This window comes from Stappia sp. BW2, from assembly GCF_008107695.1.
Lineage (GTDB): Bacteria > Pseudomonadota > Alphaproteobacteria > Rhizobiales > Stappiaceae > Roseibium.
Map to the genome: position 1 here is coordinate 175,829 of NZ_VIRG01000036.1, position 16,718 is coordinate 192,546.

Genomic DNA, 16,718 nt, shown 5'->3' on the forward strand with positions numbered 1-16,718 from the left:
GGTAAGCCCGATAGCGGACACGATATTGCATGCATTATGCATCTGTTCCACTCGGGTATTCTATGAGCCGCGCTATCGATACACACGGCGAGTATTCTAAAAATTATTTGAATTAATCTCCCGTTTCGAGGCAAGTTTTGGCAGCATCTCTCGAGATGAAGTTGAATTTCACAGCCGGACACATTTATTATTTTTTTCAACCCTTGGTGGTTTGTCCTTGATTCGAGAATGAACGTTAGTTCCTGATAATGACAAATTTTGAAATTCAAAAAGCACTTAATGAATTCGAAACTCGGATAATTGACCGGGATTTGGTTGCTGCTCGTAAGGTGCTGCGGACGCTTTTATTCGGCCTTGCAAACATTCCACCCGAAGGGTCGGTAGGAGATGCTGTGAATGTGTTGGCTGGCCTAACCCAGCCCCCAAATACTGCGGCGTCAATCTTACTTCGTGCGATCGCGATTGATGATTTTATCGAAACAAACAACGTGAACAATCTCGCTAGGAATACAGTAGTCTTGGCTGAGAAAGGACTCCCTGGATTGTGCGGTTTTCTCAAGCTCCATGAAAAGAGTCAAACTTACGAGAAGTTTGATGTACTGAGAGGCGTTAAATCATGGGTGGATGGACAATTAGCCCCCCTCAGTAGGAGCTATACGACATTTGGATCGCTTCTATCGGCACGCAATACAATTCGTAGCTCGCTTTCGCATGGACGACTGCTCGAGTTCGGCGCTGTCTATAAAATTCCAGAAGTCAGGGACGCGGTTGAAGCCGTATTCTCTAGCCTTGAGCAAGTTTCAAATATTGCCACGACGCTCGTCGCCGATGTGGAGACGTGTGAGAACACTATAAATGATACAATGAGTTTGGTGACGAATGACCCGTCTTTTGTCACCGTTGATTATCTTAAGCCGTTCTTGGTGGGTGCTTCAGAACGGCTACGAGAGTTCATCGACTCGCAGCAGGGGCGGTTTACTGCGTTCGTCGATCAAGATTGGTCCGGGGCGACGTTACCTAAGCATTATCCGTTACTCGAGGTTGGCCGCGATTTACGCATTTTAGTGCCGTTCAGTAGCAAAGGTCGAGGCGCCGCGATTGATGTGCGCGTTAACGTCTTGAGTGATAGCCAAGAAATCATGTTCCTTAATGAGGAAATTGTAGTCGGGAGCGTGTCACCCGGAAAGTTTTCAGTTGCACTCGACATTCACGTTGTTGACCCAAGCACAGAGGTCTCTGCAATTTTGGAGATGGAATGGGGTGAAGTTGGCACTGCTGCGCGAAAGAAAGCCGATTTTGAGGTGCGCGTTCTCGCGCAGGCATCCAATATCGAATGGGACGCATATACCTACGCGGATCCCTATGGTACGGGGCCGGCAGAAGGGGAACAGTTTGTTGGGCGGCGCGAGCAAGTGCAAATACTGGTGGCGCGAATGCTGCGGCGACCTATGGAGCCATCTTACATCACTGGTCAAAAACGGGTTGGAAAAACCTCGCTCGCCACTGCCTCGGTAACGCAGGCGCGTATGCGAGACCCAAAGGAAAAACTCTCCTGGCATTATATTTTGTGGGGTCAGATCGCTCATGAGGATCCCCGTGTTTCCTTACGCCAACTAGGCGAGCAGATTGAGGAATTTATTTTCAGTCAACTTCCAAAAAACGTCGAGGTACCTAAAGGAAACTTCGAAGGTTCGCTCTCCCCGCTAATCAAACTCTCGGCTACGGCGAAAACGTTAGATCCAGATCATCGCTTTGTGGTCATTGTCGATGAATTCGATGAAATGCCGCAAGACCTTTATCTGCAAGGAAATTTGGCGGACACTGTTTTTGGAAATATTCGTGCGTTAACAGCTACATACAATATTTGCCTGCTACTTGTTGGTGGGGAAAATATGCCTTTTGTCATGGATCGACAGGGACAGAAACTCAACAAGTTCTCGCGCGTGAATTTGACATACTTTGATCGTGCTTCTGAGTGGGATGATTATGTTCGGCTGATCCGCGAGCCCTCTGATGGTTTTTTGGAATGGCATGATGACGCCATCTATGAAGTGTACGACCTTACCAACGGGAACCCATATTTCAGTAAAATCATCTGCTCGAAAGTTTTCGCGCGCGCCTTGAGAGAACGCGACGTTGACATCACGAGAGAAGAAGTTAGGGAGTCGGTCACCGCTGAAATTTCACGCTTTGACGACAATCTGTTCGCCCATCTCTGGCAGGATGGAATATTTGCACCAATTGATGAGCGCGAGCCCATTGTACTAAAGCGAAAGCGCGCGCTCGCGGCCCTCGCCCGATGTTTCAGGACTAGCCGGCCAGCAACTTTCGCCGAGATTTACGAACAGAGAAGTGGCTCTGATCTGTCAGAAGCTGAACTTAAAAGCGTGTTGGCCGACTTTGTAAGTCGTGAAGTGCTGTTCGAAGAAGGGGGGCTGTACCGTGCAGTCCTGCCTATCTTTGAGCTGTGGCTCGTCGATGTTGGTCTGACCAGACTGGCTGCCGATGCTTTATCTCAGGATCTGGCTGCTGTTACACAACGCGCGGAAGACGACGCGCGTGTTCTTTCTGAGGAACTAGTTTCTTTGACCCGCGAATGGCCCACCTACAGAGGTAGGCATGTCGGCGCAGAGGAAGTTCGCGCATGGCTAAACCAGCGTCCCAGTAATCGCGATCAGCGGGCACTATTCAACATCCTTAAGGCCACGCGATTTTTGTCCGAAGCAGATGTTCTGGAGCGCATACGGGGTGCCCGCCTCACAATGCTCGGAATGATCGATGCAGCGGTACGACGGAAAGCATCAGAACGGCGCAATGACGTCGTCATAACCTACGTCGACGGAGAGGGGAAAAGCGGACAAAAGTATGCGTCCTTGTACGCTGAGGAGAACCTCATTGCCGCCACCGCCATATTGCCTCCTTCAAACTTTGAAGAAGCCTATCGGCAGCACGAGGAGCGGCACGGCGTGCCAAAGTTGATCGTAATTATAGATGATATGGTTGGTACGGGCCAATCCCTTGCTGCGAATATGAAAAAATTCCACGATTCTCACTTGGACTTGCTTAAAGATGGTAGGCCTCTAGTTCTGGCATTTGCGTTGCTCACGACTGTTGAAGGCCAAAAGGTGCTGCTGCGTGAGCTGTCCGAACTGAGCTACGATCGGATAGATTTCCGTGCTGGCGAAACCCTGGACGAGCACTCATCAATTTTCCATGGTGAAAAAGGTATCTTTACGACGGTTGAAGAACGGGACAGGGCAAAGGCGTTGGCTACTGATATCGGCGCAACAATCTATAAGAATGCACCTTTGGGATATGGTTCTCAAAGCCTCAATGTGGTCTTTCCGACAACTGTACCCAACAACAGTCTTCCGCTTCTACACTCACGAGGCAAGGGAGCAGCACCTCAATGGCGCCCGCTTTTCGAAAGGCTGATAAACTGAAATAAGATGTACTTGCAATCAACTGCCTTTCTGGTGTGTTGCTTAGAAGCTGCGTCTCGGTGGGGAGGCAGTTCATCCCATTAGGTCAATGCCTCGCGACCCCTTTCTGCTTCGCAAAGCGTCATCTACTCAACGAATCTCTATCAGCCGTCAGCCTACGCACACTAATCAGCATTGTTAGTCTCCTCGACGCTATTCAGGTCGATCAGCGCATCGAACGGTTGCGCAGGCACATGAACAGTAAAACCGACGGCATTCCGAATTTTGTTCGGGGGGAAAAGCAACGTGAAGCCAACTGTTATGCTTTGCGTCTTCCCGCGGCCCTTTTTCTCAGTAATCGGATAGAGCAGCATCACTCCGGTGCGAGGTGCCTTCAATGTCTCAAATTCTTTTGAAGCATCTTCGAGTTCAGTAGGGCCTGCGATATGTCGCGCGAAGGCTCGATGAACTTTATCGTTGTAGGTGTTGAATCGCGACGACGATTGCCGCGAACGATACACCACGTGGAGTTTCTCGCCTGCCAGACGAAAGGTGGATTGAGGTGTCGATATTTTCGGGCTCAAGATTAACCACCGATCGATACCGGGGTCACCCGCCGAGCCCTCCAGAAACTCGAGCTGCAGGTGAAGCGGGTTTCCGAACTTTCTTTCCGGAGATTTATCGTCATACCATTTGTATGCCTTCAGGAAAGTGATCACCTTTTCGTTCGAAGTCTCGAAAACGAAGGCTGAGAAAGACTTTGTTGCCTTCTCATATTTTGCAGATGCATTGAAATGCGTCGGAGTACATCCCACGATCAGAGCTTGTAGCGCTTCAATGTTGTGATGCTTCGCTGTTGCGTCATTTGGTGCGTAAGTAGATTCTGACAACTCACCCCCAAAGTTGCGGAAAGTGATCCTAGCATTTCGCATCTTGTTTGGGGCCGTGGGGCGCAGCATGTGCGCTGGCACTAAAGGCGGTATCGCCGCAGGAATGATATCCGGATCCTCGGCATAGCGAGCAAGCTCGCGACGGAACATCTCCTCGTCTCGGCAGATTGCGCCGAATGCCTCGTAAAGATTAATCCGCTTTTTCGACTTCGGGCCGCCGTCAATCTCATCCGTACCGATAAACAACCGCACTAGATCCTGATATCCCTTTCGGAAGCCGAACCAGCGGCCCATCTGCATAAGTGTATCGGATGCCCCAGCACGTCGCCGATAATAGCTGATAGTCAGCCCCTCGACGGTATAGCCCCGCGAGAGTTTTGCGCCGCCGACGAGTATCTTCCAGACACGTTCACGATCGAAATCAGGAGTGTTCTTTTTATGCTCGGTGTTAATGATGCGGATAGCCTGTGATGGTTCTCCTATCTTTTGTAGGCATTCGGCGATAAAAGGTGTCAATTCTTCGAAGTCTGCTGGGAACGGCAGATCCCCGCCGCGTTCCTTGTAAACAGGGAGGAAGTCGCGTTTGAATAGCTCCTCGAGGCGCGGCAATCCCATGCCACCTTCATACCCAGATTTGCCATAGATGCTCTGCACTTTTCTGGCAAGATCCTTGTGGTCAGCTTGCAGCTGGGAGACGTGCACCAGCATAGTGTGGTGCTTAAACTTAAATATTGGATTTGCGTTAGCTCGGAAAAGTTTGACGGCGCCGGACAGCACATAACTGTCTATTGCTTTGCGCAAATTACTCTCGTCTTCGTCCTCACCTGTAACGCTTCGCACGAAGTCGCGCTGATTGGGACCAATGGTGCCATCAGACGGTAAATCAAGGTCATAGAAATCTGCTACACCCATATAGCCGACGGGTCGCGGCAGAGAAATGAGGAAATCTTTCGGGAAGATGTCCTCAGCGGCGCCGGGATCGATGAGTGCATTTGCTGAGGGTGTCGCGGTGAACCCAACGTATTGTGATCGTGGAAGCTGCGAAAGCAGCCCAACTATTGCCTTGTTGGTTTTCGTCCGGTCGATCACCTCACCAGACGGCGACGGTGCTGCAGTATTGATTGATGCCTGATCGCTCTCATCGTCAATGATGAGCACCGGCACTTGGTCGAGTGGTGCTCCGAGATTATCGCGAGACAATGAGCGCAAATCTGCTGCGAGTTTCTGGAGGATCGCTGGATGCTTTTTGACGACTGCAATTCGAGCGGTCGACGGGTGGAGGTTTTCTTCGGCCCAGAATGGAAGCGACATATCTTTGCGGTCGAATTTTAGCGCCTCTTTTCCGTAAGCTAAACTCTTATAATCCGTATCCGGCCCGGTGAGTCTATAGATATCGAAAGCAGACAATTCACTCGGCCGCTTTCCGTGCGATACAAATTCATCATAGTCAGGATCGGTCTGATATTCGTCCTGTAGCAGTTCGCGACCGATTAGTTCCTTATCGATCCTCCGCTGGGTTTGAGAACGAAGCACATCCAGCAAGCCCGCCATCACGATGATTAGTCTGTAGCCAGCATCCACGGCTTTCGCGATTAAGCCGGTGAAATTGGCTGTCTTTCCACTCTGAACATAGCCGACTACCAATCCTTTGGACTGGTACGCCGCCCTGGCCTTCGGGTTGGCCAGTTTCTCAACGATTCTATTGGTATTCTGATCTAGCTGGTTGACAGCGTCGTCGTCCCAGTTATTGGCCCGGAGCTGACGCTCATAAGCATTCCAATAAAAGGACCGCGCCGCACGAACTTCGGGCGTGTACCAGGGAGTATTTTTTACTGCGATCACGGTTGCTTCTTCGAGAGGGTGGAACTGTAGGCGCTCCTCGCAGAGCGCAGTCCAGTCCTTATCCAGCGAGAGTAGCTGATAGATGACCTCTCGACGGGCCTGGGAATTGCGTGGCGAGCCTTTTGCCCATTCGCCATCGGCATTGTCCCATAGCGCTAGCCGATGCCGCAATGCGCTCAACGCGTCATCTGTAGCGGGACACGTCTTGAGGTGATCGAGCAGAGTGGCGGCTTCGAAATTTTCAACATCTCGCTGTTCGGCAGCAAACTCGAGCGCACGAAAGAGCCTTTTTGGAATGTCCGTCATTCCAGCCAGGGCACTGTGTAGAATATCGAACATCATGATGCGTATACCGCCAGTGGAATAACAGCTAGAAATTGATCAGAGCCGTCAGTGACTCCGAGGTTGGTAACATCGATGTCGTAGGTAACTGAACCAATACGTTCGGTTGCATAGCTGGAAGGTAGTGCCGCAAGGCATGCTGCGGTTAATCTAGGCATACCGTCCTCGACCGTAATCAAAGCCATCTCGCTTCTGAGGCGACGCCGTCGCGTGTAGTGTGCCGCGTGACGTGCCTCATATCCCGAGGTCTGAAGCCGTGCATCATACTGTGCGATATCTGTAGCGGGCATAACAGTTTTCAAACCATCCACTAGTTCCGGAAGGCTTCGACCACCTGTGCCCGCGTCGGTGAGTTGCATCGAGATCAAGAAGAGTGTGCAGCCAGTACTCGGCTGCAACTGGTCTAGCCCGTTTATCGTGTGCACGCGTTTCGCGCTTGACGTCGTTTTCACTTCAAATTCCTGAACCCCTACGCGAAAGTCGTGCGGCTGACGATCGGGGCCAACCCATGAGGCTACCGCATCAGACGTGCCGTTCAGCAGCAACCTTTCGAGGAGCAATAGCTCGCCGAATAGACCAGCTTGGCGCTCCTCGGACAGGAGCGAGATTTCCTCGACGAGACTGTCCCACAGACCGACCGCCTGTTCGAGCCCTACATGGGGTGCCGTGCCGCTCAAGACCGCATTCGTAATTTGGGTGATCAACCGGTAGAAGCTTTCGAAAAGCCGCGGAACTGAAGTCGAAATCTCAAGCCATCTGCGCCCGTCAGTGCTGACGTCGTTCACCTCGATCTGTTCAAGCTTAGATTTCGGCGCCGCTGGGGCTTCCGTCGTCAGTTCAAATCTGGCGCCGATGCGTGAGGCAGAGGCGTCGGTAAAAATGTGAATTCCAGGCGCGGTTCGTACAGTCAACCGGTGCGGCAGTCCTGGTTCGACATAGTTGCTCAGCATGTCCTCCCAGGGCGGAAGCATCGAAACTTCGGTTGTCATTTATATGCCTATTGCTTCGAGGAGCAGCGCATTGCACGCTTTGAGGTACGCGTTACGTTTCGCTGAAAACCGAAATCGCTCGAAATCGTCCTTAAACAGAAGAAATATCAGTATCTTGATGATCGGAGCGTCTGTGGCGGACGCGGAGGCCTCACCCAAGATCTCGCGACGATAGTTTTTGTTGAGCAAAACACGGGTTTCTGCGAGGTCCAGGCGAAATAATTCTTCCTGATCCAACACTTGCCAAACAAAATCCAGTTCCTGATGCGGCCCACTGCTGGCTAAAATTTTCTGGGCAGTTCGTCGCACTGGCATTGGAATGCCTTGACCAGGTACTAATGGGACGTTTTTCGGCGCCTTGTTCGCTCGTCGGGCGGAAGTGCAAACCTTGCGCGCCTCCTCTAGGTATTCCTCGAATGTAATGCCATCGCCTTGGGCACCGAGAAACGCCTGCTCTTGCGCAGCGGTCACCTGCAACGCTGATTTCTGCACGTTCATTTCCAATCCGCCTGGCGGGAGTTCGATGCTTACCCGAGCAAGCGCTAGATCGTTATCCGGCTCGTTGCGGACAACGCCGTTCCACCCGCCCGCCTGAATAATGCGGTGGTTGCGATAAAAGTAGAACCCCTGCCATCGAAGGCCGCTTTTGGCACCCAGCAGATATCCGTCCGCGAGCGATCCCGCTGGCCAGATATGCGCTTCCATATTTAGCGTGCCAACGCCTGGCAGTTCGGTGATCAGCTTCTTCGGCCAGCCTTCCGATCCCGAGCGGCGATAGTCAAACGGGTCGCGAGGTTTAACCGTTCGTGGCAGGGCAAGGCTGCGACGCTCGTGCTTTACCACAATCGTTAGGATCAGCGAGCCCGCGGTTAAGAAGCGATGGAACACAAGGCCAAGATGCGCTTCGATGATGGCCACTTCGTTGGCGAGAAACTCGTCAAGATCGTGATCACCGCTTCCGACGGCAAGCCGCGTCAACCTGTCCCACACGACAATAGTACCAGTCACGGGTCGCTTTGCTGGAATACAGAGTCTACGAAACTCAGCTTCAGAGGCGGCGCTCTCCAAAAGTTCGCACTTCCAGTCTTTGCCGATCTGCTCGACGGACCAGCGCGCTGCCGCAGTGGTGCCGGCTTTACGGGAGATGACGGTCAAAGTTTCGCACTGACTAAATGATGCCGATTTTAGTCCCAAACCGAATGCACCAAGATCGTTCGGATTGTGATCGGTACGTGCTGCGAATTGCATACCAATCCGCAGTTCCGCATCGCTCATGCCTCGTCCATCGTCTGCGATAGTCACCGAGGTAACCTCGTCATCGCTCCGGTATATTGTGATTTCCGCTCTGCTCGCGCCCGCATCAATCGAATTGTCGATCAGGTCCGCCAACGCGTCAGAAAGGTCATATCCGATCCTCGACAATGCTCGGATGGTACCATCCCCTTCCGGGGGGAGATTGGTGCTGTCGACAGCCTTCAAACCTTCAAGCATTTCCTCCCCCTAACCGGATGCAATCGTCTACCAATACGTCGAACAATTGAGCAACACGGTAGCGATGGGCGGTCACATGCTGTATTCAAGTGATCATGACTCCGCGCGTAAAGAACTACGATATAGAATCGCTCCATTCCAGACTAATCGAAGTGCTGAGCGATTTGCCTAATCGACTAAAGCATGGCTCGGTCGGAGAGCAGGTCGGTGAGCTGGTGCAGGTACACCATATCCTAAGGGATCTCGGTGCATCCATCGGTGCATCGCTCGCGCCGGACGACTCGGACTCAGGGCGCGCTCGTATGATTGCTTATTTACGTGTGCAAACTGGACGTATCGTTCACACTGATGAGTTAATGGTTGTCTCCGGCATTGGCGACTATCCACGCCGCATTCGCGAAGCTCGAGCAGACCATGGTTGGCCGATCATATCTGGAATGGCGGTTCGCGACCTTCGAACCTTGAGTGCGTCTCGGGACGTTTTGAAACGTGTGCCGGGCGGCATGGCGACTGACGAATATATTCTGTTGGAGGACCGTAGAGATGCTCTAGCACCCACGCGATGGAGCGCCACCAAGATTATGCGGACGTCAAAGGAACCTGTGCGAAATCTGGTGCGAGAATACTTCGAACGTTTCCCTAACCAGCGGATCACAGCCGAGGAACTTCGCTATCTCGTTGGTAACAAATCCACGTGGACGCTCGGTGTCGCGGAAATGGCGGCGAGCGGCTGCATGATCAGGGGCGCTGATCTAACCGCCGCCGATGTACCCCCAGGTATTTTTTTATTGGAGACTTGATGCCTAGTTTTTTGACCGCCATTAATCTACATTCTGTCCCGTAAATCGAAGAAAAGGCAGTCAGATTTTTACATGGCCTATTGCCTTATTGACCTGTTTTGCGGTGCTGGTGGCATGTCGCTTGGCTTTCGCAGCGAGGGTATAGAACCGCTCCTGGCAGTCGATAACGATGCGTCTGCGGTTAGAACGCATGAACTTAATTTTTCCGGCCAAGCATATTGCGGCGACATAGATGCGTGGTTGAAAACAGCCGAAATCCCAGAGGCTGACGTAGTGATTGGTGGGCCGCCTTGTCAAGGATTTAGTTTGCTCAACAAGAAGCGTGACGGCGATAGTCGGCGTGCTTTGTGGGAACCTTATCTTGAGATCGCCCATCGTTCCAATGCGCGTGTGTTCGTGATGGAGAACGTTGCCGAACTGCTTCGTTCACCCGAACTCGTCGCGATTCGAGCAAGGGCGGCTGAATATGGCTTCCTAACCAAGGCGGCGATCGTAAACGCGGCGGACTATGGCGCGCCTCAAAACCGAAAGCGGACTATCGTCGTCGGTTGGCGTCGTGTCGCCGAGCCACATTTTCCGCCACGTCCTACCCACGCTGACCCAAGTAAGAAGCTGAATCTGCCCCCTTGGCGCACGGTCAAGGAAGCCATCGGTGATCTACCAGAACCGGTCGGTACCGAGATCGGCGTCGGCTCCCCAATCGATCTGCACTTTGGTCGCCGTCCGACCGAACTCAGTATCGCGCGATATAAAGCCGTTCCGAAGGGGGGAAATCGCTTCGACCTTCAGCGTAACGCGCCAAATCTGACTCCAGATTGCTGGGTGAGGAAAACATCCGGTGGTACCGATCTGTTCGGTAGGCTCTGGTGGGATCGGCCGTCGGTTACCATCCGCACAGAATTCTTCAAACCTGAGAAAGGCCGCTATTTGCATCCCGAACAGCACCGTCCGATCACACATCGGGAAGCCGCGCGGTTGATGGGGTTCCCAGACGATTTTCGGTTCAGCGGCAATAAGACTGAAATTGCGCGTCAAATCGGTAACGCCGTGCCTCCTCCACTTGCTGCAGAACTTGGGCGTATGGTGGTGCGCATGTTGAAGCCGATGAAATTGACAGCCTGACCTCTCGGGCAGTCGGAGGGATTGTGGACAAGCTCGACCCTGAACGCCGCAGTCAGAATATGGCCCGCGTTCACGGTAAAAACACAGAGCCAGAAATGCGAGTGCGTCGTATCGCGCATCGGATAGGCCTTCGTTTCCGGTTACACCGCGCTGATCTGCCGGGTCGGCCAGATTTGGTGTTTCCGCGCTATCGTTTAGCCGTATTCGTGCACGGGTGCTTCTGGCATCGTCACACCGATTGTAGCCGCGCCTCAATGCCTGCGACGCGTCGGGAATTCTGGAAAGCGAAATTCGAGGCAAATGTTGCGCGGGATCGGACGCAGCAGGCTGCACTTTTGGCTTTGGGCTGGACCGTACTCGTCCTGTGGGAATGTGAGCTTAAGGACGAGAGCAGTATCGAAAAGAGGTTACGTGCGGCGATCGATAGGTTGTGTCCATCTAACTGACAAATATATCTCTATGCGTTTCTTGCCTTTCCTCTCTAGTCCAACCAAGCGGCCGACGCGCAGCTTATTTCGCAGACTCAACGAGCGTCTGTTTCATCGATTTTCAAACTGAAACCCGCCAATCCGCTTGCGGCTCATTCACGTCATTGGCTAGGGCGCGAGTATTTACTGCCTTTGCGCAATGCTAACGTTCCAGCGCAGTCTGGCGTCGCGTCTTCATCGCTCTTGACGCAGAATGGCCTTGATTTCGCCCGAGGCCTTGCGAAGCTCTTCCACCGATCTGCCTGAGGAGTCCTGCGCATTGAGCAAGTCGAGCAAAGCCTCGTCGAAGGCCCGCTGCGAGCTGATGGACCTGTCGAGCAACGTTTCGAGTTCGGTCAGCCGTTCTTCCAGCAAGCCGGTCGAGCGCCTTTCCAAATGCTCCAGCTGAGCGGTCGAATGCTCGAAGGCGTTGGTCAAGCGTTCGACCATGCTCAGCAATCCGCGCTCGAGCGGCGTCAGCGTTTGTTGGGATGGCAGGTTCGGTGCTGAGGGATTGGTGTCTGTCATGGGGCTCTACTCGGTTAGTTGGCAAGAGAATTGTCCGGCTGCGTCCCGGCAACGCTGGTATGTCCCGGTTTTCGTGTCGAAGATCAGGATCGGAAATTCTGTGTAGGTCGTCTGATTGAAGGCCGAGGTAATCAGAGCCCATCTCAGCTGATGGTTCAGGAACAGGACCCCGCCAAGCGTCAGGACGGCTGACATCAGGGCCGCCGCTGACAGTTTCAGAAGGCGGTTCTTCGTGGCCAATCTCTCTTTTTCCGCCATGCTGATTTTCAGCTGATGGATCTGATCCTCGCTCGACCTCAAATGCCTTTCTAAGGTCGCGTTCAGTTTCTCCTGAGACGAGCGGATATCTTTGCTGATTGTAGAGCCTGCGCTTTTCAACATGCGCTCGATATTCGTCTCGGAGGTCTGAAAGGCTTCGAGCAGCGAGGCGTTCTGATCCTCCTGGCGCGCCTGCTCGATGTTCTCGCTCAGCCGCTCTCTGAGCGGTCTTCTCTCTGGTCCAATCTGCATGGAAAATGTCTCCCTTGAGCCGCCAGCGGGTGTCGCTGTCGGGGTCTTTGACTGTGATATAGGTTTTGCCCTGGCGGGGCAGTTCGAATCCGGCAGCCTCGAGCGCGGCGACCATGTCCGGCCGGGATGAGATGCGACCGGCGACGATCAGGTCTTCCAGCCAGTTCTGGATGTCCTCGCGGCCCTGGGCCCGAAGTTTCTTTTCCGGAAGCTGCTTGGTGTCCTGCGACCGGGCCGGATCTTGCGGGTCGGCCCAGCCATGCTCCTTGTTGAGCATGTCACGCAGGCTATCCATGGCTTTCTGGTAGCCAGGCGGAGCGATGTTCAGGCTTTTGCCTGACGTGAGCTCCATGCGAGGGGTGCAGAAATGCAGTTCCACGCGGCCTTCATGGCTGTGCCGGACCCAGAGCATGTCGACCTGGTCGCGGTCCAGACCGGCAAAGGCAAGCTCGTCGAAGGCATCCATGACGGCCTGCTGCTGCTCTTCCGTCGGATCGTCGTCTTTGTCGAAGCTGATCACACCCGCCCGGTACGTCCAGGCGTGCGGGCAAGCATCGATCAGGGCACGGGTGTGGTCCGGGGCGCCCGCCAAGACCTCCGGCAACGGATCGCGGCTCTTCATCAGCGGGACGCCAGCATCGTCGCGGATGAGATCGCGATTGGCGTCGTAGGCGAGCACATGAGAGGCAATCAGGTAATCGACCGGCGCCGTGCCGCCACCCTTGCCACTGCCGAACAGCTTAATCAGCATGATCTGCGTCCCGCCGTGTGTGGTTGGCAAGAAGGGCCGACATCTGGCGCTCGATGCCGATCAACTCGGCAAGCAGCTGCAGTCCGTCGAGCTGACGCATGTCGCCAGCCGCCTGGGCGGCATTCACGGCGCGTGCGATCTGGTTCAGGTTGGTACCGATGCGACTGAGCGCCGTCACAAGCTGCGGATCGGCCTGCGGCGTGGCACGACGGCGAGGCGCTTTGATCTGCCCCAAGGCTCCGCGCAACAGCTCCGAAACGGAGATTTTGTCCGCGGCCGCACGTTGCTTGAGATATCTCTTTTCCTCCGTCGTACAGCGCATAACAACCGTCTCGTCGAGACGGGCCGTTTGCGGTCCGGAGGGGTTCGAAGGGGAGGCCTGCCGCCCCTCGCAAGGTCCTGTGTCGTATGACACGGGTCGCCTTGCTCTCGTCAGATCCGCCGCAGTCATGCCGCTTGCCTATAGGCTGCCTGAGAGGTCGTTTGGTGTGGGATTGCCGGCAGTCTGTTCAGGAAATACGACAGGCAATCCTGTTCTTTGTCCGAGCCATCTTCCGGTGGCCATCGTCCTGGAAGCTGGTATCCGGACGAGCCGTTGACGCTGGTTGCGAGATCGAACAGGGCCAGGTCGGGCAGGGTCTTTTCGGCCAGCCAGGCGTTCCACTCATCGACCTGCCGGGTTTGAGCTGTTGGAAGCACGACGATGGGAATGGAACGGCGGGAAGCGGCCTTCGCGCGCGCCTCACGCGCGTTAGATTTTTTATTTTTTTCTTTCTCTAAGTTTGGTGGACAGATTTGACCGCCTTTGCCGGACACATCTGACCGCTTTTCAGGACAGATCTGTCCGCCTTCTGACGGGGTAAGGGAGACAGATTTGTCCGTCTTTTCTCGAAGCTCGGAGGCCTTTAGGATCGATGCGTCGGTGGGGCAATACTCCGTATTGTGCCCGACGCCATTCCCGCGTTGAACGCCAAGCCAGCCACCTTCTTCCAGATCGCGGATGGCACGCTGGATGGATTTGACACTCTTGCCGGTTGCTTCGGCAATGGTCTTGTAGGACGGCCACGCCTTCTCGGTGTGGCCGTTCACATGTGCGGTCACGATATAGAGGGCAACGCACTTCGCATTGTCGTTGATATTGGCATCACAGCTCAGCAGACGCAGCCACTGAAGCTTCACTTCCCGGAATGGACGGCGCTCAGCCATGTGCGCCTCCCTGGAATGATGTCGCTACCCGCAGATGAACTGTGGTCGTGGCCAGGGAGAAAACGCGAACAAAAGTCGTTTCTCGTACATACTGCGAACAATGCCCGTTTCGAGCAACACGCAGACTTCTATAAGTTTTTGAATTTGCTTCAGATTTTTGGCGCACCCGACAGGATTCGAACCTGTGACCTCTGCCTTCGGAGGGCAGCGCTCTATCCAGCTGAGCTACGGGTGCTCGTCGCGGCGCGGGATTTGCGCGGCGGATAGAGGGGTCTGATACAAGATCCGGCGATCCGGGGCAATTGCTTTTTGAGATTTTGGACAAGATATCGGCGTGGCTGTACTGCCAGATGAAAGTGGGCGCTTTGCTTGCTTGAGGCGGCTTTGATGTGTGTGAAGTGCCGACAAAGCTCCAAGAAAATCTTGGCGGGCGACTCGACGCAAACGGCAGGGCTGAAATGTCGGAGGGGTCTGGAAGCTGGAAAAAAATGTCCGGTGCGGTGATAGGGCGGCGGGGGTCGTGCGTAGGAAGGTCGATGACCTGAGTTTTGCAGAGACCGATGACCAAGACAGATAAATGCCGATCGCTGGTTCTTGTGCTGGGGGACCAGTTGAGCATGGACCTCTCCAGTTTGAAGCGGGCAGACCCGGACCGCGACAGGGTGTTGATGGCTGAGGTGATGACGGAAGCCACCTATGTACGCCATCACAAGAAGAAGATTGCCTTCCTGTTCTCGGCCATGCGCCATTTCGCCGAAGAGCTTCGGCAGGACGGATGGACGGTTGATTACGTCAAGCTGGACGACCCGGACAACACTGGCAGTTTCAAAGGGGAGGTGGAGCGCGCGTGTGGCCGCCTGCAGCCGGAGCAGCTACTGGTCACCGAGCCCGGTGAATGGCGGGTGCTGGAGGACATGCGCTCGTGGTCGGATGCCTTCGGCCTGCCGGTGGAGGTCCTCACGGATACGCGGTTTTTTTCAACGGTCGCGGATTTCCGGGCCTGGGCGGATGGGCGCAAGCAATTGCGCATGGAATATTTCTATCGGGAAATGCGCCGTTCGACCGGCTTGCTGATGGACGGCGACAAACCGGCGGGTGGCAAGTGGAATTATGATGCCGACAACCGCAAACCGGCAAAGCCGGACCTTTTCATGCCCGAGCCGAAACACTTCAAGCCCGACGCGACCACGCGGGAGGTGTTGGATATGGTCGGCGAGCGGTTTTCAGAGCATATCGGCGACCTGGAGCCATTCTGGTTTGCGGTGACCCGCAAGGACGCCGAGAAAGCCTGCGATCATTTCCTGGAGGAGGCTCTGGCTGATTTCGGAACCTATCAGGACGCCATGCTGCGGGACCGGAAGTTCCTGTTCCACTCTGTGCTGTCGGCCTATCTGAATGCTGGCCTGCTGGACGCCAAGGTGCTGTGCCGGAAGGTGGAGGCGGCCTGGCAGGCGGACAAGATTCCGCTCAACGCGGCCGAAGGGTTCATCCGGCAGATTCTTGGCTGGCGCGAATATGTGCGTGGTATCTACTGGCTGAAGATGCCGCACTACGTCGACAGCAATGCGCTTGGCGCAGACCAGCCGTTGCCGGACTTCTACTGGACGGGCAAGACCCGCATGCGCTGCCTTGCCGAGGCCATTGGTCAGACGCTGGAAGAGGCCTATGCCCACCACATTCAAAGACTGATGGTGACCGGCAACTTTGCGCTGCTGACGGGCGTCAGGCCGAAGGACGTGCATGAATGGTATCTGATGGTCTACGCGGACGCCTATGAATGGGTTGAAGCTCCCAACACCATCGGCATGAGCCAGTTTGCCGACGGCGGTCTGCTCGGCTCGAAGCCTTATGTGTCAAGCGGCAACTACATCGATAACATGTCGGACTATTGCGGCACCTGCTCCTATGACGTCCGTCAGAAGACAGGGGCGGAGGCGTGCCCGTTCAACGCGCTCTACTGGGACTTTCTGGATCGCAACAGCAAGACACTGCGCGGCAATCCGCGCCTGGCTCAGCCCTATGCGTCCTGGGACAGAATGAAGACAGACCGGCAAGAGGCCCTGAAGGAAAGCGCGGCAGATTTTCGCAAGCGCCTCTTTGATGGGGAAGAAGTCTGAAGGTTTCTTCCCATGTCAGGACCGGCGAAGCGCTCTGGAGCGCGGCTTTCTGCCGTTTGTCGGGCCAAGGCCGGTGTCACAAAAAAAACGCGCAGTCGTGAGACTGCGCGAATAAAGTTACTGTGCACGTGGCCCCATCGACCACGGCGGCAACTCTAGCGGCATCTCTTGGGATTGTCATTACCGTAAAATATTTTATTTTTTGATTCACTGTAATGCGACTGATCGTTATTCATACTGA

11 protein-coding genes and 1 tRNA gene are annotated in these 16,718 nt (G+C 54.5%); 5 read left to right on the top strand and 7 right to left on the bottom strand.

What is annotated here, in order from left to right:
• The first annotated feature begins 248 nt into the window (after window positions 1–248).
• Window positions 249–3,443: a phosphoribosyltransferase-like protein gene (locus tag FMN63_RS01055; protein ID WP_148582096.1), complete on the top strand. Its 3,195-nt coding sequence runs from the start codon at window positions 249–251 to the stop codon at window positions 3,441–3,443.
• Between the two features lie 164 nt (window positions 3,444–3,607).
• On the opposite strand, the gene FMN63_RS01060 is transcribed toward FMN63_RS01055, so the two are convergent.
• Genes FMN63_RS01060 through FMN63_RS01070 form a run of 3 tightly spaced genes read right to left on the bottom strand, consistent with a single transcriptional unit; the run spans window position 3,608 to window position 8,976 of the window.
• Window positions 3,608–6,496 carry a Z1 domain-containing protein gene (locus FMN63_RS01060; RefSeq protein WP_148582097.1) on the bottom strand — a complete coding sequence of 963 codons (2,889 nt, stop codon included), beginning with the start codon at window positions 6,494–6,496 and terminating at the stop codon, window positions 3,608–3,610.
• A complete protein-coding gene (locus FMN63_RS01065) occupies window positions 6,493–7,485 on the bottom strand; it encodes a PD-(D/E)XK motif protein (protein WP_148582098.1) in 993 nt (330 codons plus the stop codon). The genes FMN63_RS01060 and FMN63_RS01065 overlap by 4 nt, the downstream gene beginning before the upstream one ends.
• Window positions 7,486–8,976 carry an ATP-binding protein gene (locus FMN63_RS01070; protein WP_148582099.1) on the bottom strand — a complete coding sequence of 497 codons (1,491 nt, stop codon included), beginning with the start codon at window positions 8,974–8,976 and terminating at the stop codon, window positions 7,486–7,488.
• 95 nt (window positions 8,977–9,071) lie between these two features.
• Here FMN63_RS01070 and FMN63_RS01075 point away from each other — a divergent pair, with 95 nt between their 5' ends.
• The 3 genes from FMN63_RS01075 (at window position 9,072) to FMN63_RS01085 (ending at window position 11,344) form a co-directional block, all read left to right on the top strand.
• The gene (locus tag FMN63_RS01075) at window positions 9,072–9,776 is read left to right on the top strand and encodes a KpnI family restriction enzyme N-terminal domain-containing protein (RefSeq protein WP_148582100.1); all 705 of its coding nucleotides are present in this window, start codon (window positions 9,072–9,074) and stop codon (window positions 9,774–9,776) included.
• 72 nt (window positions 9,777–9,848) lie between these two features.
• Window positions 9,849–10,898, top strand: coding sequence for a DNA cytosine methyltransferase (locus FMN63_RS01080; protein WP_148582101.1), 1,050 nt, complete (start codon window positions 9,849–9,851; stop codon window positions 10,896–10,898).
• 23 nt (window positions 10,899–10,921) lie between these two features.
• Window positions 10,922–11,344, top strand: a complete 423-nt coding sequence (locus FMN63_RS01085; RefSeq protein WP_353619084.1) for a very short patch repair endonuclease — start codon at window positions 10,922–10,924, stop codon at window positions 11,342–11,344.
• A 184-nt stretch (window positions 11,345–11,528) separates the two neighbouring features.
• Here the strand turns inward: FMN63_RS01085 and FMN63_RS01090 are convergent, their stop codons facing one another.
• The 4 genes from FMN63_RS01090 to FMN63_RS01105 all read right to left on the bottom strand — a co-directional run bounded on the left by FMN63_RS01090 (window position 11,529) and on the right by FMN63_RS01105 (window position 14,595).
• Window positions 11,529–13,154 carry a relaxase family protein gene (locus FMN63_RS01090; RefSeq protein ID WP_148582102.1) on the bottom strand — a complete coding sequence of 542 codons (1,626 nt, stop codon included), beginning with the start codon at window positions 13,152–13,154 and terminating at the stop codon, window positions 11,529–11,531.
• Complete coding sequence (locus FMN63_RS01095; protein WP_502706260.1) at window positions 13,144–13,605, bottom strand: plasmid mobilization protein; 462 nt, start codon at window positions 13,603–13,605, stop codon at window positions 13,144–13,146. Before FMN63_RS01095 ends, FMN63_RS01090 begins: the two co-directional genes overlap by 11 nt.
• Window positions 13,602–14,360 (bottom strand): helix-turn-helix domain-containing protein, encoded by a 759-nt coding sequence (locus FMN63_RS01100; RefSeq protein ID WP_148582104.1) that lies wholly within the window; start codon window positions 14,358–14,360, stop codon window positions 13,602–13,604. The genes FMN63_RS01095 and FMN63_RS01100 overlap by 4 nt, the downstream gene beginning before the upstream one ends.
• A gap of 158 nt (window positions 14,361–14,518) precedes the next feature.
• Window positions 14,519–14,595: transfer RNA gene (locus tag FMN63_RS01105), tRNA-Arg, on the bottom strand.
• A 325-nt stretch (window positions 14,596–14,920) separates the two neighbouring features.
• On the opposite strand from FMN63_RS01105, the gene FMN63_RS01110 reads away from it, so the two are divergent.
• Window positions 14,921–16,477 (top strand): cryptochrome/photolyase family protein, encoded by a 1,557-nt coding sequence (locus tag FMN63_RS01110; RefSeq protein ID WP_148582105.1) that lies wholly within the window; start codon window positions 14,921–14,923, stop codon window positions 16,475–16,477.
• The last annotated feature ends 241 nt before the right edge of the window (window positions 16,478–16,718 follow it).